This is a genomic window from Tychonema sp. LEGE 06208 (genome assembly GCF_015207505.1).
GTDB lineage: Bacteria > Cyanobacteriota > Cyanobacteriia > Cyanobacteriales > Microcoleaceae > Microcoleus.
The window spans coordinates 1-22,100 of record NZ_JADEWT010000045.1; the positions used below are offsets into that span (position 1 = coordinate 1).

Here is a 22,100-nt window from a genome sequence, read left to right on the forward strand (position 1 = left end):
GATATTGAACACGATTTTAGTGCCTTAAAGCGAGCCAGAATGTATGCTCCTGCTGGCACATCTTTAGATGAACTTATCTGTGCCTACTGCGCTCAATAGTGTCTCTTTTTTATTTGAAATGACTATAAATGCAGAGGGACAAGTCATTCGGTTGTTTGGCACATCCCAAGACATTACGGATCTGGTATTGGCCGAAACAGAACTCAGAGAAATGAGTACAGCCCTTGCTAATGCCGTGGAAGGCATCTCGCGGCTGGATCAACACGGAACGTATATCAGTGTTAATCAAGCCTATGCCAATATAGTGGGTTATCAGCCTGAAGAAATGGTTGGTATGAATTGGCAGAAAACGGTTGTTCCAGAAGATCTGGAAATGATGCTAGTGGCTTATCAAAAAATGCTAGCCGGAGGCCGAGTGGAAGTTGAGGCTAGGGGTATTAGGAAAGATGGCTCGATCTTTTACAAGCAGGTGGTCATGGTGACAGCCTGCGACGATCGCGATCGACCGATCGGGCATCACTGTTTTATGAAGGATATCACCGATCGCAAACAAGCAGAAGCAGCATTGCAACAAGAGTTCGAGCGTCAGGCTGTGGTGATTGCCACCCAACAGGAAATCGCCATCCGCAATCCCAATCTCGATGCAGTAATGGCGGTGATTGCAGAGAGGACTCAAGATTTGACCCGCGCCGATGGAGCAGTGATTGAAATCGTGGAAGGGGATGAAATGGTGTATCGGGCAGCCAGCGGTATCGCCACCAGCTATCTTGGATTACGGCTCAAAGTAGGGACAAGTTTATCGGGAAAATGTATTGCGACCGGCCAAATCATGATTTGCGAGGATTCAGAAACCGATGCACGGGTGGATCTGGCTGCCTGTCAGCGCATTGGTCTCCGGTCAATGGTGGTTGTTCCCTTGTTCTATCAGGGCGATCGGGTTGGCGTCTTAAAAGTCGTTTCAGCTATACCCTCTGCCTTTACAGAGTCAGATATCCAAACTTTACAACTAATGGCGGGGTTTATGGCCGGGAGCCTGCATCTGGCTTCGGAGTTTGATGCTAAAAACAGTCTCCTGAGTCAATTGCAGGAAAGCGAGGAACGGTATCGTTCTGTGATTACTACCATGACCGAAGGTGTCGTACTTCAGCTAGCAGACGGACAAATTACTGCCTGTAATGCTAGTGCTGAAAGGATTATGGGGCTCACAGCAGACCAAATGATGGGGCGTACATCCGTAGATTTAGACTGGCGAACCGTTGGCGAGGATGGCTCCCCGTTCCCGGGGGAACAGCATCCGGCAACGATCACCCTACGCACGGGAGAAGCGCGATCGAATGTGGTGATGGGCATTCACAAATCGGATCAAACCCTGACTTGGATTTCGATTAATTCTCAACCGCTGTTCCATCTCAATCAATCTCAACCCTATGGAGTAGTGACCACTTTCGCTGATATTACAGAACGCCAGGAGGCCGAGGAGATTCTGAAAAACCGGGCGGAACAAGAAAGATTAATGGCTATGACAGATGGGTTAACCCAAGTAGCAAACCGCCGCTGTTTTGATGAGCGATTGGAGTCGGAATGGCACCGACTGATGGAGGGCAAACAACAGTTGTCATTGATTATGTTGGATGTGGATTATTTTAAGCGATATAACGATTGCTACGGACATCAAGCTGGGGATATTTGTTTGGTGAAAGTGGCGAAAGCTGCGGCGGCTGCGGTTAAACGTTCGACGGATTTGTTTGTGCGCTATGGGGGCGAAGAATTTGCTGCTATTCTGCCAAATACGGATGCTGCAGGGGCGATCGCAGTTGCTGAGTCGATGCGAGATGCGATCGGAGATTTGGCCATCCCTCACGAGCAATCTGAGGTGAGTGCGATCGTGACTGTGAGTATGGGAATTGCTAGCATAGTTCCCTGCTGTGGCGAATCGCCGGATGAATTGATCGCCACAGCCGATCGAGCATTGTATGATGCGAAACGACAAGGGCGCGATCGCTACGCCTGTGGCGCATACCAGATGACAGTGCCAGATGTCAATCCAGTTGTAGAATAGGTAAAATATGTCGATCGCGCCAAACTTCATCCCTAAGTGCGTGTAAGCCGGGGCGTAGCCATCGCACAATTATCACAAGGACAGCCACAGTGCATCTCTACCTAGTCCGTCACGGCATCGCAGCGGAACCCGAAGAATACGATACAGACTCAGAAAGGCCCCTGACTAAACAGGGCGATCGTAAAACCAGAAAAATCGCCCAACGGCTCTACGATCTCGAAATTCAGTTTGATCTGATTCTCGCCAGCCCCCTACTGCGGGCCCAACAAACCGCCCAAATCCTGCTGTCACTCGGTTTGAGTTCCAAAATAGAAGAATCCGCCGCCCTCGCACCTTCAGCAGACATAGGAGACTGGCTGAGGTGGTACAAGCAGTGGCAGGAAACAGGCAACCGCAGCTTAGTCTTGGTGGGCCACCAACCAGATTTGGGTAATTGGGCAGAAACTTTGGTTTGGGGGCGATCGCAAGATGCCCTGATCCTCAAAAAAGCAGGTATCATCGGCTTAATCCTCCCCGAAACAGGCTCCCCAGTCGGCCGCAGCCAAATGTTCTGGCTCACAGGGCCCAAGTTTTTGCTTTGCTAGAAACAGCGAATCGGCCCCACAATCACAGGGCGCGCCAGCCCTCTTTGACCGGCATTCTCCGACTCCGCAACCGGGCGTGAGGAGATAAAATATCTAACGGTGCGATCGCAAACTCTATGGAAAAATCTCGTTTCTGAGCATCCTTGCGCCTCAGTAGCGAGTAAATGATTATTTGTCAAGACGGTGACACTATCTTGCTTTCTGGTAATGTAATTTGATTAGATTCAACTCACACAATACGGTATCGCAATGGTCGTCGGCGAATTCAAACCAGGTTTAGAAGGTGTTCCCGCCACCTTGTCCAGTATTAGTTATGTAGATGGACAAAAAGGGGTGCTAGAATATCGCGGGATTAGCATTGAGGAACTAGCTCTCAAAAGTTCCTTTGTGGAAACTGCATATTTATTAATCTGGGGCGTACTTCCGACACAGGAAGAACTAGAAGCTTTCGAGCATGAAATTCGCTATCACCGCCGGATCAAATATCGCATCCGAGATATGATGAAATGCTTTCCCGAAAGAGGACATCCAATGGACGCGCTGCAAGCTTCAGCAGCGGCCTTGGGGTTATTCTACTCGCGCCGAGCTTTGGCTAACCCAGCATACATTCGAGAAGCTGTAGTGCGGCTGCTAGCCAAAATTCCCACAATGGTGGCGGCGTTCCAGCAAATGCGACGGGGTAATGACCCGCTGTTGCCGAGGGACGACTTAAACTACTCGGCTAACTTTCTTTATATGCTCAACGAGCGAGAACCAGATCCGCTGTTGGCTAATATTTTTGATGCTTGTCTGACTCTCCATGCGGAGCATACAATCAATGCTTCTACATTTTCGGCAATGGTAACAGCTTCGACACTAACAGACCCTTACGGGGTGATTGCTTCTGCAGTTGGCACTTTGGCGGGGCCGCTGCACGGGGGAGCAAATGAAGAAGTGATTGATATGTTGGAGCAAATTGGTTCGGTAGAAAACGTGCGGCCTTTTGTCGAGAAGTGCGTTGAAAATAAGGAAAAGATCATGGGCTTCGGCCACCGAGTTTACAAGGTGAAAGATCCCAGAGCAACTATTCTTCAAGGGTTAGCCGAAAAGTTGTTTGAAAATTTTGGACATGACGATTATTACGACATTGCTATCGAGTTGGAAGCAGTGGTTGAGGAAAAAATGAGTCATAAAGGAATTTACGCAAATGTAGATTTCTATTCGGGTCTGGTTTATCGGAAAATGGGAATTCCGACCGACTTATTTACGCCTGTTTTTGCGATCGCCCGCGTTGCCGGCTGGCTGGCCCACTGGAAGGAACAGCTAGAAGCAAATCGCATTTACCGGCCTACTCAAATCTATACAGGGACTCACGGCGAACCTTATATTGCGATCGGGGACAGAACCGCATCCTCAAGCATAGCGATCGACCCAGACCGGTAAATGGCGATCGGACTTGTTTTTCATGCTTGAAGTTTTGAAGAAAAAATTGCTTTCGCCCTGCGAATTAGGAACCAATTTCTGTCTGGCAAAAGCTCTCGTGCTGGGTTGTACCCCTCTTGTCGGTTGTGCTGTTCGTTGGCGACAATAGTCACAAGTGACGATTTTCAGGAACTCCGGGCCTCAGACTTGCGAGTCTGAGGTTTTTTATCAAAAACCCGGTTTCTGCTTCCAGGAATATTGACCTGCCAAAAACGGAAACCGCCAACGCTCGCCTTGTAGATGCTCCCAAAATTGTAGGCTTCTGTTCTATTTCCGCTAATTGCTAACAACCAATCCGGGGCGGTAAATCCCTAAATTTTGCAAATACATTTGTTCTAGTTTGGGCATCGACGATTCCACGGAACCGCCAAAACGCCGAAAAGAAGGCCAGATGTAAGCGAGTTTTCTCACTGCTGACTCCAATCTACCCGCTTCTATATCTTCTAAAGCACCTTTTTCTCGGATTAACTCTACAGCTACCAGGTCTTGATTTTGGGGACTGAAATCGGTGAGGCTAAATTTTTTGGCGAATCTGTCCCAAGTTGTGCTCAGAAACTGATAACGCCCGGCCGCGTCGGAACACAGCTTTTTGCCGTAGCGCTGGCCGCATCTCATTTCTCTGGGATGGTCGCTGAAACTGACAAATGTGGTGCCTGTGTACTGGGTGCGATAGCCGTCGGGGCTAGCGGTGCCTTCGGCGGTGGCGATGGTGTCGAGAAAGGCTTTGACTCGATCGCGCTCAATGTTATTCTCTCTTCCGTCTGGTGAGTTGATAGCCCCAACTAACGGCGTGCGTTTAGGAGGCTCCGAGATTTCTGGCGAGATAGTTTGTCCCCACAACTTCGGGGTCATCCTACCCAAAAAAAACGACAAACAGATGCACAAACTCCACGAGACTTTAAAACGGAGGCGTTTTGACGGCTTGCTGCGCTGTCGCACCGGCCACTCCTGCAGGGGAATGGTTGCGGGTAAGATTCTTGTTTGCTGGCCGAAGGCGAACAAGGATTTGAGTGCTAGTAAAGTTTGCTTGTAGAAACGGGATCCAGCTTGGCGGGCCCTCATGGCTGCAGCGAAAGTCTGGACATCTGTCAGAGTTACTTCTGCCAGCGGTTTTGCTACAAACATCCGAAAACTATTGGCCGCCTGCCAGCTAAAGCGCTTGCTGCGGCTGGATTGGCGCTCCACCCACAGGCGAATTAGCTGGATGTCGTCCATGGGTTGCAGATGGCTTCCCAGATTTTCTGGTGCGTACAAGATTACCTCCTGATATCGCTTTTAGTTGAAGGTTCCCAGTTAGAATGGTTGAAATCCACAGGGATCAATGGAAACTCGCTTCAACCATACTAAGTGATACTATTAAGCGCTCACGGGGTCAAGTGTAACGGCCGATTTTTGTTCGAGGAGTTCAGCAAACCCGACTTAGTTGGGAGGCTACACCGTCCCTAATTCTTCAACGATGCTGCCAATCCTCCCGCGCTCTTGTCGCTTTCCCCACGCGCCAGCCACCGCCGACGATCAGTTTTAAATCGGCCTTGCGTAGCGCTGACGCAGGTAAACATTTTGTCCCCCCGCTTCTTCTTTGCCAATTTCCACAGCGGGCTCGCCCTGTACAAAGCTGGGGGCGATAGTTTTTTTTGCTAATGAAATCATGATTTTTACCAAAATTTAAAAAAATGCAGCAGGTGAAAAGTATAATTTTGGCGACTGCGGGGGGAATAAAGGTTAACTGCTAATTTTTATTAAAGTCAAAGCGCGCGATCGATAAATCAGCCTTCAGGGATAAATTGCCAGATAAATTTGAAATACGAGTTCCTTCTGCTGGCAGAGACCAGCCGCAGCTAAAACTCTGGATAATCTAAATGGCAATAAACGAGGGTGAAGGAAATTGCCCGGATTTGGGCTGGCATCTAACTCGAACCTGCTTTCAGCTTGTGGTTGGAGATGTTCCCCTCAGTCCGAGGCAGGATTTTTAACCCTTGCGATAAATAGGTATAAATTTGGAGAAACCAGAAGTAAATCGTCCCGAATAAATTCTGTATTCGGGACGCATCCTATTTCAAAAGCCAGATTTGTTCATCTGACTTTCTCGAAGAACAGCCACGATTTTTAAAGAAATCAGGTTTTTTTGACCTCAATCCTAAGAATGTGAAAAGGCGATCCTCTCCGAGGGCTGCGCTAACGAAAAAAGCAAAATTATTGCCTTCAAGCTTTGTTATTTTTTCCGCCTTTTGCCTTCTTGTTTTAACTAGAATTTTTGTATCAAAATTCGGTCTTTTAACCGCAAATTTACAGCGGATAAACACAGATAAACGCAGATCCATTCGATGGAGTCTGCGATTGAGTTCAATAGTTCTACTAACCTCTGTTAAATTAGTTAAATCTGCTCAATTATGTACACCGCAACGGCAGCAAAACTTCCTGATTCTGTCAAACCAGGAGTTGTACCTTAACCTCAAATTTCCTGTTGGTCTAATCTTAGGAATTGTTCCGATGTTTGGGTACAAAGGATTCATTCCCCGTTTTCGATGTTGAGAATCTTGTTTCGCGAACTTCGCATTTTGGAACCGTATCGGTTAGCCCAAACTTGGGTAAACTCGGCACCCAAAAACAGAATTTGAGCGGAATAATTAATCCAAAGCAGGATAATCACGAAGGAACCTGCTGCACCGTAGGTAGAGGCAATACCGCTGCTTCCGAGGTATGCTCCAATTAGGGATTTGCCAATCGTAAACAGCAGAGAGGTAATTGCTGCGCCAATCCAAACATCATTCCAGGCAAGATCGACATCGGGCAATAGTTTGTAAATTAAGGCAAAAAGCATCGTGACTACGCCAAAGGAAAGAGCAAAATCTACAATTTGCCAAAGGCCTACTGGTAAATGCAGCAAACCGTTCAACCACGAGCTGATGGCTGCTAAAACAGCGCTAATTACTAAAGATACTAGCAAGAGAAACCCTATACCTAAAATCATCGCAAAAGACAATACGCGGTCTTGCAGAAATCCCCAAATGCCACGTCCGGGAGGCGGTGAGACATTCCAAATAGTATTGAGGGCATCTTTGAGATTAGTAAATACGTTGGAAGCGCCCCACAAAAGTGTAGCGAGACCGACTAAAGTAGCGATCATGCCTGACTTGGGTTCGGAGGCTTTGAGGATGAGTTCTTGGACGGTTTGAGCGCCATCTTTGCCGATTAAACTTTGGAGTTGGCCGACGATTTGACCTCGGGCTGCGTCTTCACCAAAGACTAAGCCGACGATCGCAATTACGATAATTAGCAGCGGGGCGAGGGAGAAGACTGTGTAATAGGCTAGGGCGGCGGCTAGGGTTGGGGCTTTATCTTTTTGCCATTGAGTAAAAGTTTCTTTGAGCAGCGATATGCCTGTTTTTAAGTTCACGGTTTTGGGTTTCCTCATACTTAGTGTTTACCAAGGGATTATAATAGATTAGGGTCTTTTTAGCGTCTCCCACAAGTTAGATCGAGCGATTAGCAAATTCGGAAAATTACTTTTATGTCAGATTCCCACACAACTGTTAACAACACTGATATCAAATCTCCCAAAAAAGCAATTTCTTGGGCAAAACTGAGCGCATTAGTAGCAGCCGTCAATTTCTTGTTGGTGATTTTCCATTTCAGTTACCCGCAGATGCGCCCTGTTTATTTGAGCTATTTTCCGGCTTTAGTTAAAATTTACGATCCGATTAAAGGCATTGATTCGAGTTTGCCAAAGGCGGAATCTTTGCAAGCCTCTGACCAGTTTTGGCGAATTGATGCGTTTTTTATAGGTTATTTTTGGGCGGAATTTTTCATAAAAAGTCTGTTCCACAGCCGTCGCAAGCCGGGGGTAAGTTGGTTGGATTTTGTGCTGAGGCGCTGGTACGAGGTGTTTCTGCTGATTCCGATTTGGCAGGGGTGGCGGATTCTGCCGGTATTGCTGCGGCTGCACAAGTCGGGTTTGGTTAATCTCGATCGCGCCGTTGCTCAAATTACCTACGAACCGGTGGCTTATTTAGCCGATACGATGTCGGAATACATGATGGTGCGGTTTATCAATCAAGCTCAAAGTTCGATCGAACAGGGCGACGCAGCGCGGGTACTGCTAGATCCGCAGCAGCCCTACCTTCACGTCAATCAGGAAAATACGATCGAACGAATTACCAAGCGGATTTTCGATCTGACAATTTACAAGGTTTTGCCGCAGGTGCAACCGGGTTTGGAAGAATTGCTGCACCACAATTTGGAAGCGACAATCAAACAGTCGGATTTTTATCAACTCCTGCAAACTTTCTCTCCGATTAATATTTTGCCTGAAGAAATGACCGAACAGCTAGCCAATTATCTGGCTCAAACTGCTGTTGATGTGGTAGCAACTACTTACGAAGACGATAAGGGGCGAAAAATTATCGATAATTTCAGCCAAGAATTTAATCAAAGTTTGCGGCGGGAGTTGCAAGACGAGAAAACTCTCGGAGAATTGCAGTCGTTGCTGTCGGATTTGTTGGAAGAAGTTAAGTTGAATTACATTCAAGGCGGGTTGAATTCCGATCCGGAGCAAACTTTTACGGAAATTCACTCGTTGCGGGGGGTAAGGGAGGGTTGATCCAGCAATTAGTTTCGGGTTTGTGAATTGGATTTTTTTAACGAACCGCGAAGGCGCTAAGGGCGCGAAGGGGGAAAAGAGAAGAGTAAGAGTTCACAAGTTCTACGGGTAAGGTGCACAGTGCGCCTCCTACAAATACGGGTAGTGCGGATATCCGATGTCAATTTATCTGAATGGCTAAGCTAAAATAAAGGCGTTAGTCAAAAACATCTATCGTATTATTTATCTATTTTGAACAACTTTACTTCCCTGGAAATAGAAGTCGCCCAAACATTGCTGAGGTTAGCAATGTTGCTGGGATTAACACTTTTAATCGCGTTTTTCGTGGCGTCAGAACTAGCATTAGTATCAGCCGATCGCCATCAAATCCGCCAACTCGCCCAGTTGCGCGATCGCCCAAACGCCAAAACCGCCGAACTCGTCCACCAAGCGCAGAACAACATACCGCATTACCTGTCGGTGACTCAAACAGGCACAACGGCAGGGAGCTTGCTGTTGGGTTGGTTGGGTGAGGGTGCGACTGTACACTGGATTGAGCCGTGGATCGACAAATTGCCGATCGGTCATTTAGCCGCCTGGGTGAGCGCTCATTCGATCGCAATTCCCGCAGCATTTATATTAGTAACTTACGTCGAAATAGTATTAGGAGAACTAATCCCCAAAGTATTAGCAACCCACGCCCCGGAACGCACCGCTTTGCTGCTGATGCCAGCCATAGAAATCTGCTCAAAAATACTGTGGCCGCTGCTAGCAATTCTCAACGGTACTGTGTGGCTGCTGACAGGTTGGATTACCAGCCAAAAGTCGGAGCCCCTGCTGTCAACTTCCGAAGCCACTATCATTCAAAAAGATGCTCATTCAGCACTGATTTCCGGCATCTGGGAAGTGACAGCAGTTAACGAAAAACTCGGCTTAAACCTGCCTGCGAACCAAGCGTACCAAACAATCGCCGGATTCGTGATTCACAATTTAGGTAAAATGCCAACTCAGGGCGATCGCTTATTGTGGGGCGAGTTAGAAATAGAAGCAGAAAATGTAGTAGATGGCAGTTTAGAAACAGTGCTACTGCGCCAAGTAACACGCCCCTTATTTGAGACTCAACATCCACAACTCGTATTGAATTGAACTACTACAAGTAGGAACAATGATTTCTCAACTCTCGATCTTTCCTTCCATTTTCTTCCTTAGCGTACTTTGCGTCTTCGCGGTTCGTTTCAATCCTGAGATTTGAGACTAACAAATAATCCCAAATCTCAAAAACTGCACCTTTCTCACCCAACAGCAAGCTCGATCGCACCCCCAACCAACTGCTCGTAATCCTCCAACAACCAAGAAGGCAAACAACTATTCGCATCCTGAACTTGCAACTGCCCAGGGCGACAAAACAGCATCGCCGCCAACAAATTATTCACAGCTTCAGGCGCTCCAAAACCTTTACTCAACTCAGCAACCAACGAATTGAAAAATGCGCGATCGCTCTCATTCAAAGGATCATTCACAAACCCGCAGCCCAGCAGAGCCTTGTAACCCTTCCCGAAATCGCTCCGGTACAAAAGTTCTAATTGTTCGCCAGAAACCCTCAGCCACAAATCAGCAATTTGCCTGCGAATTGACCGCAAATCTGCTATTACCAATTCCGCCGTCGGGTCAATTTCATAAAGATTGACCGCAGCAGTTAATTGATTGAGCAACTGCGGCAAATAATCTTGTTTCACAATTGTTTGTTCCGATGCCAACAATGCGCTTTCAAACACATTTTCGTAATCCTCAATCAGCCACTTGGGCAAGCGGGTGCGAGGGTCGGGAACCCGCATTTTTCCCGGCACAAAATACAGCATCGCACCAAGCAAAGCATTGATAGCTTGAGGATTCACTAACCCTTTACTAATTTCAGTTAATTGCTGCAAAAACTTCTGTTCTGCTTCCGTCATTGACTCGGATTGCAACCCGCAGCTAAGTATTGCTTGATATCCCTTACGAACTTCGCCTCGGTAAACTGTTTCCAGTTGTTCTGAAGGAACAATCAGCCAAAAATCAGCCAGTTGTTTGCGGATTTGGCGTAGTTCTAAAACTACCGATACGTCAGAAGGATCTATGCGATAAAGATTGACGCATCCTAACAGTTGATTGGCAAATTGCGGAGATTGAATGTATTGCAATAACAAGTCAGAACTTGACTCGGACTTGACGGCAGCTTCTGTCTCAAAAACTTGTTCGTAATCTCCAATTAACCAGTGCGGTAAACGGTTACGAGCGTCGGGAATCCGCATAGTTTCTGGTGGAAAATATAGCATTCCCGCCAGCAAGGCATTGACAGCTTTAGGATGGACTAATCCTTTGCTAAGCTGAGTTAGTTGCTGCAAAAATATTTGTTCGCTTTCTATCATTGGTTGACGTTGAAAGCCGCTTTTGAGCAGGATTTGATAGCTATTACCGGGGGCGCTTTGGTAAGCTGTTTCGAGATTTTCGGCGGGAAGGTTCAGCCAATAATCAGCGATTTGTTTGCGAATTTGACGCAGTTCGGATATTAGTGAAATGTTTGATGAGTTTCTCTGGTAAAGCTGGACGGCATTCGAGAGTTTTTCACCCAAGTCGGCTGGTTTGGGAATGCTATCCTGCAAGCTGCGGGCTGCTTCTAGGTGGCTGCTTTGCCAGTTGCTAAAGAGTTCTTGGAATAATTTCGCGATCGCCCCCGAATATGCCACACTATCAAAACAGGCGGGATTAGCCTGCATTCTTTCCTTAATTTCCTGCCTTTTTTGCAGCCGCAACTGCGGGTTAGTGCCGAGATTAACAGCTAGCTGAATGTAAGATGCTTCGTCACGCGCAATTAAATCGGGCATTTGCAATTCCCGCAACATCGCCGCACCTTGGCGGAAGCGCAAAGCATTTCCCTCCACAACCACCGCCGGCAATCCTACTTGCAAAGGATCGATTAACGATGTAGCCCCAGCGTAGGGAAAAGAATCGAGATAAACATCTGCTAGCTGCAAAAACTCTTTGACATCCGCGCGGCTTGGCAGTTGTTTCACGAACCGCAAGCGGTTGTTATTCACGCCGTATTTAGCGCAGATAGCGTTCATATTGTTAACAAAAGGTGTCACTGGATAAGTCCGAGTCCAAGCCGGCCCGAAGGGATATAAAATCAAGATTGAATTCGGTACAGCAGCTAGAATTTTTACCCAAGTTTCTCTCAATTCCGGCAGAATCTTGTAGAAGTTAGCGCCGGAGACAAAAACAGTTGTGCTGTCGGAAATTCCCAGACTTTGGCGCGTAGGTTTGACTGTAGCTACTTCCGATTCTGTAGCGTATTTGAAACAAAAACCGCTACCTTCGAGTACAGCCAACTGTTCGCGATATTGTGCTTGATAACTAGCATCAGGCGCGGTAAATTTGCCTGCGATGTAGTAATCCATGTGCCGGATGCCGGTGGTTGTTGGGGAACAGAAAGAGGTTGTTTGTACCCTAGCTAAACGGTGCATTGCTAGGGAACCAACGGGTTTGTTGATAGCTGTTAAATTCGTACCAAAAAACAGGATATCTAAGTCGTCGGCGCGGATGGTTTGGACTTGCGATGCAAAGTCTTTCGGGAGTGCAACCAGCTTGTCGGCGCGACTTTGACAGTATTGTTCTAATTGGTGGCCGCTGGTGTTGAGGGCGTACAGGTAAATCTCGAACTGGTTGCGGTTTAAATGCTCGAAAACCGGGATGGTGGCGAAGGTTTCGGTTTGCGGCGCGAAATGGTCGCTGATGATGCCGAGGCGGATTTTTGTCCGCGCGGGCGATCGCGCCGGGAAGATACAATCAATCGAACAACCGCGATTTTTCAGTGCAAACTCGATAATTTCTGCTCGTTTGGTATAAATATCGCGCAGGTTTTCCGTCGTAAAGTACAGCGGAATAAAATTAGCAATTTGCGCGAATAACACACTAATATTCTGCCACAGAGGCGACTCAGAATTTTTGAACAAATTCCTATGTACGTAATCAATCCATCCTCGAATAAATTGATAGTAACTCTCTGCTTCTCCTTTTGTTTGAAAAAGGTTAGGACAGGTGAACATGAATTTGAGATATTCGTTGGCGAACCAGTTAGGAATTGTCGCGCGATCGTAGTCGATCGGCAATTGGTCGGCGCGACGGTACAGCATCGCTGCTAGCAGGTAATTGATAGCTTTCGGGTCGTTAAATCCTTTCGCCACATTGGTGGCTAATTCCCTCGCAAAAGTCTCTTCTGCATCGGTTAGCGGTTCATCTCTAATCTCGCTGGCAAGCAGGGCTTGGTGCTGTTTTCCTGTATCCCCCGCAAAGGCACTTGCCACTTGTTCGGCTGATAAATTCAGCCAAATATCAGCAATTTGTTTGCGGGTAGTTCGAGTGTTTACCGCAGCAGATGTGTTGCTTGACTCTTGCGATTGCCGAGCGGTAGAGCTGGAAAATCCGGTGGAAGGTTGATGAGATTCACCAAGTAATAATAGTGAAACTAATGCCTCTTTTAATTGGGCCGATTGACTGCATTTGAGTCCTTCTCGAATTTGAGCGATCGCCGCCTCAGATTCTCCGTCTGTTAGGAGTTTTTTAGCTGTCTCCAAAGCATAGAAAGCATAGTGTTCTCGGGCTTGATTCGATAACTTATCGGCGATCGCCCTTGGCAAATATGATTGAGAAATGTCGATCGATCTTCGCACATCAGCAATTAGCCCGCCCGACTTCAGCAAGCGAGTATTGTCTGACGAAGTATGCTGGCGATACCAAGCCAGCGGTTCCGGTTCGTACCAAATCGGATAATGCACTGCAACTCGCTTCCACATCTCCCAATCAGAAGCAGCACCAGCTTGAGGGCAAAAACCTCCCAAACTTTCGTAAACACTGCGTTTAACTGCGATGGGAGAAGCTTGCAAGCGACACATCACAATAATCTGTTCCAACCAATCAGTCAGTACCCCTGGAGTTTCTCTTTCTAACCAAGATACCCAACGCTGATTTCCCGCTTCGTCTGTATAAATGTGGCGGCAAAAAGCTGCACCCACACTCGGTTCTTTTTCTATACCTTCTCGCAAGCGGCTGTAAAATCCCGGCAATACAACATCGTCGTCGTGCAAAATGTGCACCCACTCACCGCGCGATCGCTGAATGCAGAGATTAAAGATAGCAGTTTGACCGATATCTTGCTCTGGATGTCGGTAAAAATTAACTCGTCCACCGCCTACAGCATTAACAATAGCCTCCATTTCATCTTGGATAGATTGGTTCGAGCAATCGTTAACAACTTCTATTTGCATTTCCTCAGCATTAGGAGCCTGTTGCAGCACACTTTTTAACGCTTGCTCCAAATATTTTACCCGGTTGTAAGTAGGAATCATTACAGACCAAAAAGGTCGGTGAATATTAGAAGCAACAGGAGAAATTTGCGCCACTTCTAAAGCCGCAGCCGGAACAACAGGAACAGCAGTAACATTTACCTGCTGTTTTTTTCCTCCAGCTAACAGTTGCATCCAGTCTGCCGCTTGATTAGCATCACTCATCCGATTTTTAACTTCAGAGTTCAATAAATTAAAATACGAACTGTGTAAAATTTTCTGGTGCAATCTTTGGACATCTTGCACTATTTCTCCCTTCAGCAAGTTTTCTCTTGTCAGTTGATTGAGGTGAACGCGCCAGTTGGATAAACTTTTGTTGACAAAACCAATTTTGTAGTGGCTCATAATTCTGAACCACATTTCAACATCAACTAATTGCTGCAATTCTACATCAAAAAATCCGACGCGATCGAAAACATCCCTTCTAATCAAAACTGTACTCGGTTCTCCAATTTTATTAATCGGATTGTTCAACAGATTAGGATCTGCCAGCAGTGTTTTGCCATCTTGTACTCGCTGCAAGTTTGACCAGTTTTGAGATATTTCTAAAGCACCTCTACCGATTGCTTGGCAAGCCGCATCGGAGTTAGCGTCTCCTGCTAGCAAAACTCCCCGCCGCGAAAACACCAAACCTATTTGCTCGTCTTGTTCTGCTAAATTTACCAGTTCGGCAATACAATCCGGTTCTAGCAAATCATCTTGACATAACAGCTTAATATATTTCCCTTTTGCCTGAGAAATACAGTGATTCCAATTTTTAACTAATCCAAATTTCTCGTGCACAGAAAATTTGAACTCGCCGGGAAACTTGTCAGTGAGTGACTTAGCAATGGCCATTGTGCGATCGGTCGAACCGTCATCTGAAATAATAATTTCTAGATGGGGATAAGTCTGAGCCATAGCGCTAAAAAGTGCCTCGCTCAGATATTTCTCGCCGTTATAAGTAGGAATACAAATGCTAACTAAAGGCTGCATTCTTTCGATCGGGTTTAACTGTTCGTGCAGCTTTTTCACTAAATACTGGCTGAAGCAAGGATCGCGATCTATTAAATTTTTCCATCTTGATACCATTAATTTAGACGCTGCTGCTTCAATCTTTAACTGTTCTTCATCACTCAGTTCAAACGCCCAACTTTTTAATTCTTGATGCCAGACTTTGGTGTGACTTATATATATATTGTGATAGCCCTGAGCCATCATTTTTAAACATAAGTCAATATCGCTGAATACAATGGGTAAATTTTCATCAAAACCGCCGCTGCTGGTAAATACTTCCCGGCGACACATCAAGCACGATCCGGTAACAGCGGAGACATTATTAGTAAATCCTATGTGTACTATGTCCTCATACTCTAATACCTTCTTAACTCCCTTGTAGGCATGACTGGCAATCCCGTTCACACCTAAGATAAATCCTGTATTTTGGATAGAATTATCAGGATATAGCAACAGCCCTCCCACAGCGCCAATTGACTGTCTTTGAGCTTGCTCGACCATACCATTGAGCCAGTCTTTCTCCCTGATTTCGGTATCGTTATTTAAAAAGAGTAAGTAATCTCCTTGTGCTTTTTGTGCGCCAAAATTATTCAGGCGAGAGTAATTGAATGGAATGTCTAATCGGTAGCATTTAAACTTATTTGGTTGTAAAGTTAGCCACTTGTTGATAATATTATTTGTTTCAACTTCTCCACTGCCATTGTCTATTACCACCACTTCGTAATTAGGATACGAAGTTAGGGAAAAAATTGATTGTAAACATTTATTTAAAATACTCCCAAAATCCCTGGTAGGAATGATAATACTAACCAGTTTGTAACTCTCGATCGCGTACCGAACAGTATAGTGACCGGGGTAATTTTGATGCGCTATAACTTGTCCGGCTTCCCCTCTTCTGTTAATTGTATCTGTGATGGCTCTCGCTGCTGCTTCGTAGGCATAAGGTTTAGCATCCCTAGAAGCAGAGGCAGATTCGGGGTGAAATCTCCAGTGGTAAAGGATTTTAGGTATGTGGAATATTTTGTTAGTTTTTTCTGTAAGCCTCAAAACCAGATCGTAATCTTGACTGCCATCATAATCAGCTCTAAAGCCACCGATTTCGTTAATTAGCGATCGCCGATAAGTACCCAGATGGCAAGTATACATCCGAGACAAAAATGAATCGGGACACCAATCTGGCTTGTAACAGGGAAGACAAAAATTGTTGCGCTCGTCTACCTTATCTTCATCTGAATAAATCATGTCTGCATCGGGATGCTGGTTCAGCAGCATTACCACTTCCTGCAAAGCATCTGCTGTGAGCAAATCGTCGTGATCTAGCAGCGATATAAATTCACCAGTTGCTAATTGCAGTGCCGAATTTGACGCACGAGATATGTGACCGTTTTGACTTCTAATAATTCCCTTAATTCTTGCATCTTTTGCCGCATATTCTTCTAAAATTCGCTTGACATGAGGCTGGGTAGAAGCATCATCAGCAATGCACAATTCCCAGTGAGTGTAAGTTTGATTGAAAACAGATTGAATTGCTTCTCTCAAAAATTGCTCGGGTGTATTGTAAACTGGCATCACAATACTGATAAGCGGCTGATAGCTCAACTGATTTGTAGAATTCATTTCGGGGAAACCTCTGTGTTAAATAATTGATTTTGAGCTGGCTGGTGTTGAAAAATGCTGCTGTTAGCAGCCAATTAGCTAAGGTACGAGGGGAGCATCTCAGTTTGGATTTTATAGCGTGCGAGCTTAATATCTCGCACAGTAAATTTTTTCAATGAGATGCTCCCACTCGGTAAGCCAGCCAAAACCCGTTTCCTACCTTGCTGTCGGGATCTTCGGTACCTAGCAGTTGCCAATTCACAGCCGGAATGCCGTCATTAGCTGTTTTGAGATTCTCAAAGAATTTTCTTAGAGTTGTTGAGGTAAATTTCCAGTAGTGTCCGCCTTTACCACCATATAAATTCTCCGCTGGAGCAGTCTCAATCGTCCATTTTTCTCGGTGTGCTTTAATTAATTGCGCGTAGGTAGATAGGGGGCGATTGTCTCCGGCGAGAGCATCCGGCTGCGGGACAATCATCACCACATATCCCCCTGGCTTGAGAACTCTTTGCCATTCTAATAAAGCAGATATGGGATCGGGAATGTGTTCAAACACGTGGCTGGACAAAACAAAATCCTGGCTGTTATCTTTGACGGGAATATTGTCTGCTTCGCCGTACATATCGATTTTTGTCGGTTGCTCTCCCATGTTAACTTGGTTGTCTTGAAACAAATCCTCGTCAAATTTTGGAGCAACATTAATTGCATTCACTCCGTAGGGATTGTGCGAGGCTGCTCCCAGTTCGACTCCTGAGAGTCCTGTCAATAACTGGAGGGTTGGTTGGTGCAGTGGAAATTTCATGGCAATCTTTGACTTGCAGTACAATTTTAAATATTTAGCGTCGAATCAAGAATCCAGCAGTTGCAAAAGTAAAGCCAAATTTCTGTTCGCGCAAATCATCTCTTTGATAATCATCAGGGTAAATGGCAAAATATTCTTCCATTGCTTCGTATGGCCCTTCTCCCCATCCGGGCAAAACGGGGTGTCCGTTGATATTACTATCTTCAACTACGACGTAATCGCCTGTTTGCAGTAGCGGTCGCAGCAGTTGCATCTCGCCCAAAACGTGCTGCTTTTCATGGTTGCTGTCCAGGATAGCAAATATCGGCCCGGGAAATTCTCTGCGTAATTCGACTATTCTTTGAGAAACTTGAGGGGCGGTTGAGGATGACAGCATTAACTCGATGCGGGGATGATTTCTTACTTGGGGAGTGAGAGATGTATGGTCAATATCTACCGAAAACACTTGAGATTTGTTATTAATTTTTTCAAGGAGCGAGGCAAAGAATAAAGTACCTCCACCATAGAAACTGCCAAATTCTAGGATTAAACTAGGTTTTAAATCCCAGATAATTTCTTGGTAACTCCACATATCGCAGGGAGATTTTAGTGCTTTGACTCCTGCCCATGTGGTGGTATTCCAAATTTGGTTGTTGTAGTACCACAAATGATAGCGCAGACCTGCATCTGTTGTGGAAGCAAGCTGATTTTTTGAAAGTTGATATTTAATTTTCCCCAACAAACATAAAGCATCTGAATTGTCTGGCTGACTGTCAAGAATTTTGGTACAAATTAACTCTGCCTGAAAGTGGTCGCCACAATTATATAAATTAGTTGCCGCTATAATATTATCTGCGAGGTTGTGCATATCAGTTAAAAAGCTAGTTATTTCAATTTTCCTATGCGGCGTTTTTTCTGTGCCGAAGATGGCGATCGCCTCAAGTAAGCTTGGTAGAGTACATCAGCCAACCGCATCCGCACTCAGAAAATCTGAACTGTTGCCGCGCTGAGTCGGGTAGTTGCCGGGGCTTCACTACCGCTATACATTTGTTCTGCCTCAAAAACAGCAAGAGATTGCACCCATATTACCTCTAACTCAAGCATCGATCGCGATGCGCGCTTGATTGAGACGACGATCGTCCATCTCCCTCTTGGCCTAAACTCGTTACCCACTCAATCGGCACATTGACAAAAATCACTCGATCGTGTAGAGAAAAATTTACCTTTTGCGACGAAAGCATTTCATCACCTGACGCAGTGAAGCCACGTTCGGTTTCCACCACCATGCAAGCAAGATCGCCCTAACGGGGATTCCGCCCACACAAAAACAAGTTACAATTACGTTAAGATTGATGAACATAAATAAAAAATCCCAAACTGTAGGGACTAAATAATTAGGAGGATCGACCTCGGTGAATAAACGGTGGAGAAACGCTGGACTGTACGCACTGCTGGCTATTGTAGTCATTGCCCTAGCCACGGCATTTTTTGACAAACAGCCCCCAAGCCGGGAAGTTTGGAAGTACAGCCAATTCATTCAGGAAGTCGAAGGCAAGAGAGTAGACAAAATAAATATCAGTTCCGATCGCAGCAAAGCCCTCGTAACGGCTCAAGACGGCAACAAGGTACTCGTCAACCTGCCGAACGACCCCGAACTGATCAACATCCTGACCAAAAACAACGTAGACATTTCAGTTCTGCCCCAAAGCGACGAAGGTTTCTGGGTAAAAGCCCTCAGCAGCCTGTTCTTCCCGATCCTGCTGTTAGTGGGACTGTTTTTCTTGGTGCGGCGCGCCCAAAACGGGCCCGGCAACCAAGCCATGAACTTCGGCAAATCGAAAGCTAGAGTTCAAATGGAACCTCAAACTCAGGTGACATTCGGCGACGTGGCCGGCATCGAACAAGCCAAGCTAGAACTCGCAGAAGTCGTGGACTTCCTGAAAAATGCCGATCGCTTCACCGCAGTCGGAGCAAAAATCCCCAAAGGCGTGCTGCTGGTAGGCCCTCCCGGAACAGGCAAAACCCTTCTCGCCAAAGCAGTTGCTGGCGAAGCAGGCGTTCCCTTCTTCTCGATTTCCGGTTCAGAATTTGTGGAAATGTTCGTAGGTGTGGGTGCTTCCCGCGTCCGCGACTTGTTTGAACAAGCTAAAACCAACGCTCCTTGCATCGTATTTATCGATGAAATTGACGCGGTAGGCCGCCAGCGGGGAGCTGGTTTGGGCGGCGGTAACGACGAACGGGAACAAACCCTGAACCAGTTGCTGACCGAAATGGACGGTTTTGAGGGCAATACAGGCATCATTTTGATTGCTGCCACGAACCGCCCCGACGTGCTGGATGCTGCGCTGCTGCGTCCGGGCCGTTTCGATCGCCAAGTTGTGGTCGATCGCCCCGATTTCTCCGGCCGCCTGGAAATTCTCAACGTTCACGCCCGTGGCAAAACCTTGTCGAAAGACGTGGACTTGGAAAAAATCGCCCGCCGGACTCCTGGTTTCACAGGTGCGGATTTGGCTAACCTGCTCAACGAAGCAGCTATTTTGGCCGCCCGCCGCAACTTGACCGAAGTTTCGATGGATGAAGTCAATGATGCGATCGATCGCGTGCTCGCCGGCCCAGAAAAGAAAGACCGCGTGATGAGCGAAAAGCGCAAAACTTTGGTAGCTTACCACGAAGCCGGTCACGCTTTAGTTGGTGCTTTGATGCCCGACTACGATCCCGTGCAGAAAATTAGCATTATCCCCCGCGGCCGCGCTGGCGGTTTGACTTGGTTCACACCGAGCGAAGATCGGATGGATTCTGGCTTGTATTCTCGCTCTTACTTGCAAAATCAAATGGCGGTAGCTTTGGGTGGCCGCATTGCTGAAGAGATTGTCTTCGGCGAGGAAGAAGTCACGACTGGCGCTTCTAATGACTTGCAGCAAGTGGCAAGAGTAGCACGACAAATGGTAACTCGCTTCGGTATGAGCGATCGGCTAGGCCCTGTAGCTCTGGGTCGCCAACAAGGGAATATGTTCATGGGTCGCGATATCATGGCCGAACGGGACTTTTCTGAAGAAACCGCAGCCACGATCGACGATGAAGTCCGCTTGTTGGTAGAGCAAGCTTACCTGCGCGCTAAAGACGTGCTGGTTGGCAACCGCCACGTCCTCAACTCCTTGGCAGATATGCTAATAGAAAAGGAAACTGTGGATGCTGATGAATTGCAAAATTTGCTAGCCAACAGCGATGTCAAGATGGCAACAATTGCCTAATTGATTTGGGATTTAAGATTTAAAATTTTGGATGGAATCTAAAGTTTGAAATCAATAATTGGGGTGATTCTGGGATTGTCTGGAATCGCCCCGATTTTTTATAGTAGGGTGCGTCGCTGCGACAATTCTCGCTATTTGCAGTTATCCCAGAGGGACGCACCCTACCCCTATCTACTAAACCTTGATTGTCCTGCCTGATTTTGGCTGACGAGCTTTGGCAACAACGGCACTGCTCATACTTTTTACCATTAGCAATAACATGACCGACAAACCCAGGCCTACTACATCATTAAGCAAGAACAACCATAAAGGCTCTATTTCTGGACTCTGCCTCTGCATTCTTGAAAATTCACGGTTCAACATATTTGAGGCAATAGTTAAAGCATAGAACCCTCCGATCAGGGGATTTATATACTCGGCAAACTTTGCTAATTCTCCCCCTTCCTGATTAAATCTGTTGGCAAATGTTGAGAGTGCATTCCAAATTCCCCATATACTGTATATCGGTATGAGAAATCTTGCCATCGCTCCTCCTGGGGTGATAGGATAATCATTGAAAAGAACCTTGAGATCGACGTGCAAGCGATATAGCCAGACTAGAAAAAGCACGAACAAAATCGAGGCGACAAGAATTGTAACAATCCACAAAATCTGCTGCAAACCTTGAAGCGGCGCCTCAATCGTTGGTGCAATTGCTTTCACCGAAGTTAAAAGCAGGGAAACGATGTTTAACGAGACGTTAGCCCAAGCGAACTGCATTAATAATCGACTAACTCCGTGGGACTTGAGAGGAGTAGCTGCATCAGAATTCTTCATGAGGTCTCCCAGAAAATTTGCCGCAGGAGGCTGCACCCACAGCAGACACGACTATATTAGTTTACATTTTTTTGTAGAGAGCAGCAACGTGGAGATGGTGTTAAACTTAGATCGATTCAAGCCACATTCCGCACCCTACGGTGTCACACAGTATAATTACTCAGAAAAATCTAATTTTAAAGTAATAAATTATGCCTTTCCTAAAATTTACATCCGTCAATCTACGGTATAAAATTATAATTTATAGCTTAATTTATCCATAAAACTAAGTAAAAACCGATTGTGACAGTTGAGGGTGCGAAATGTGGGATTCAAGCCAGCAGTTGGCTGTAGCGATCGCACCTATTCATCTTTGGTAAACTTCTAGCCGAGGTACGCTGGGTCATTAGACCTCTTGCAAAAATCGGAAAATACCCTGAAATCATCTGCGTCAATCAGTGTTTATCTGTTTGATATCTGCGGTTTCTCTATCGAGCCAGTGACTTCTGCAAGAGGTCTATTGGTAATTGGCAAGCGATTTTGTTACTTAGATTGTCGGTTAAAAACTTAACGTGGCGCTTCTTGTAATTTGGTATATCTCGAAGTTAGTAATCAGT

Annotated in this window: 15 protein-coding genes and 1 pseudogene; 7 read left to right on the top strand and 9 right to left on the bottom strand. The window is 46.2% G+C overall.

Translation table 11 applies throughout. The annotated features are described in order from the left end of the window. From IQ263_RS13695 to IQ263_RS13710, 4 genes and pseudogenes are all read left to right on the top strand, one after another. A pseudogene (locus tag IQ263_RS13695) lies at positions 1–99 on the top strand (IS630 family transposase); the annotation flags it as partial. A 19-nt stretch (positions 100–118) separates the two neighbouring features. Beyond that, a complete protein-coding gene (locus IQ263_RS13700) occupies positions 119–2,059 on the top strand; it encodes a GGDEF domain-containing protein (RefSeq protein WP_228050034.1) in 1,941 nt (646 codons plus the stop codon). A gap of 89 nt (positions 2,060–2,148) precedes the next feature. Beyond that, on the top strand, positions 2,149–2,643 hold the full coding sequence (sixA, locus tag IQ263_RS13705; protein WP_194067911.1) for a phosphohistidine phosphatase SixA: 495 nt from the start codon (positions 2,149–2,151) through the stop codon (positions 2,641–2,643). 249 nt (positions 2,644–2,892) lie between these two features. After that, the gene (locus IQ263_RS13710) at positions 2,893–4,065 is read left to right on the top strand and encodes a citrate synthase (protein WP_194067912.1); all 1,173 of its coding nucleotides are present in this window, start codon (positions 2,893–2,895) and stop codon (positions 4,063–4,065) included. 315 nt (positions 4,066–4,380) lie between these two features. Here IQ263_RS13710 and IQ263_RS13715 read toward each other — a convergent pair whose 3' ends face one another. From IQ263_RS13715 to IQ263_RS13725, 4 genes are all read right to left on the bottom strand, one after another. After that, complete coding sequence (locus tag IQ263_RS13715; RefSeq protein WP_228050035.1) at positions 4,381–5,358, bottom strand: glycoside hydrolase family 24 protein; 978 nt, start codon at positions 5,356–5,358, stop codon at positions 4,381–4,383. Positions 5,359–5,625: 267 nt separating this feature from the next. Further along, on the bottom strand, positions 5,626–5,754 hold the full coding sequence (locus IQ263_RS29325) for a hypothetical protein (protein WP_255515881.1): 129 nt from the start codon (positions 5,752–5,754) through the stop codon (positions 5,626–5,628). 401 nt (positions 5,755–6,155) lie between these two features. Next, positions 6,156–6,425: a hypothetical protein gene (locus tag IQ263_RS13720; RefSeq protein ID WP_194067913.1), complete on the bottom strand. Its 270-nt coding sequence runs from the start codon at positions 6,423–6,425 to the stop codon at positions 6,156–6,158. Between the two features lie 188 nt (positions 6,426–6,613). Next, positions 6,614–7,501, bottom strand: coding sequence for a YhjD/YihY/BrkB family envelope integrity protein (locus IQ263_RS13725; RefSeq protein ID WP_194067914.1), 888 nt, complete (start codon positions 7,499–7,501; stop codon positions 6,614–6,616). Between the two features lie 114 nt (positions 7,502–7,615). Here IQ263_RS13725 and IQ263_RS13730 point away from each other — a divergent pair, with 114 nt between their 5' ends. Together IQ263_RS13730 and IQ263_RS13735 are read left to right on the top strand one after the other, a co-directional pair. Beyond that, a complete protein-coding gene (locus IQ263_RS13730) occupies positions 7,616–8,704 on the top strand; it encodes a hypothetical protein (RefSeq protein ID WP_194067915.1) in 1,089 nt (362 codons plus the stop codon). A 231-nt stretch (positions 8,705–8,935) separates the two neighbouring features. Continuing rightward, positions 8,936–9,829: a CNNM domain-containing protein gene (locus IQ263_RS13735; protein WP_228050037.1), complete on the top strand. Its 894-nt coding sequence runs from the start codon at positions 8,936–8,938 to the stop codon at positions 9,827–9,829. A 146-nt stretch (positions 9,830–9,975) separates the two neighbouring features. Here IQ263_RS13735 and IQ263_RS13740 read toward each other — a convergent pair whose 3' ends face one another. The 4 genes from IQ263_RS13740 to IQ263_RS13755 all read right to left on the bottom strand — a co-directional run bounded on the left by IQ263_RS13740 (position 9,976) and on the right by IQ263_RS13755 (position 18,717). Further along, on the bottom strand, positions 9,976–16,677 hold the full coding sequence (locus IQ263_RS13740) for a glycosyltransferase (protein WP_194067916.1): 6,702 nt from the start codon (positions 16,675–16,677) through the stop codon (positions 9,976–9,978). Positions 16,678–16,828: 151 nt separating this feature from the next. Continuing rightward, complete coding sequence (locus IQ263_RS13745) at positions 16,829–17,458, bottom strand: methyltransferase domain-containing protein (protein WP_194067917.1); 630 nt, start codon at positions 17,456–17,458, stop codon at positions 16,829–16,831. Positions 17,459–17,492: 34 nt separating this feature from the next. Next, positions 17,493–18,305 carry a cephalosporin hydroxylase family protein gene (locus IQ263_RS13750; protein ID WP_194067918.1) on the bottom strand — a complete coding sequence of 271 codons (813 nt, stop codon included), beginning with the start codon at positions 18,303–18,305 and terminating at the stop codon, positions 17,493–17,495. A 223-nt stretch (positions 18,306–18,528) separates the two neighbouring features. After that, positions 18,529–18,717, bottom strand: coding sequence for a hypothetical protein (locus tag IQ263_RS13755; RefSeq protein WP_194067919.1), 189 nt, complete (start codon positions 18,715–18,717; stop codon positions 18,529–18,531). A gap of 132 nt (positions 18,718–18,849) precedes the next feature. Between IQ263_RS13755 and ftsH3 the strand changes: the two genes are divergently transcribed. After that, on the top strand, positions 18,850–20,688 hold the full coding sequence (ftsH3, locus tag IQ263_RS13760) for an ATP-dependent zinc metalloprotease FtsH3 (protein ID WP_194067920.1): 1,839 nt from the start codon (positions 18,850–18,852) through the stop codon (positions 20,686–20,688). Positions 20,689–20,862: 174 nt separating this feature from the next. Here ftsH3 and IQ263_RS13765 read toward each other — a convergent pair whose 3' ends face one another. After that, a complete protein-coding gene (locus IQ263_RS13765) occupies positions 20,863–21,504 on the bottom strand; it encodes a hypothetical protein (RefSeq protein WP_194067921.1) in 642 nt (213 codons plus the stop codon). Positions 21,505–22,100 lie beyond the last annotated feature (596 nt).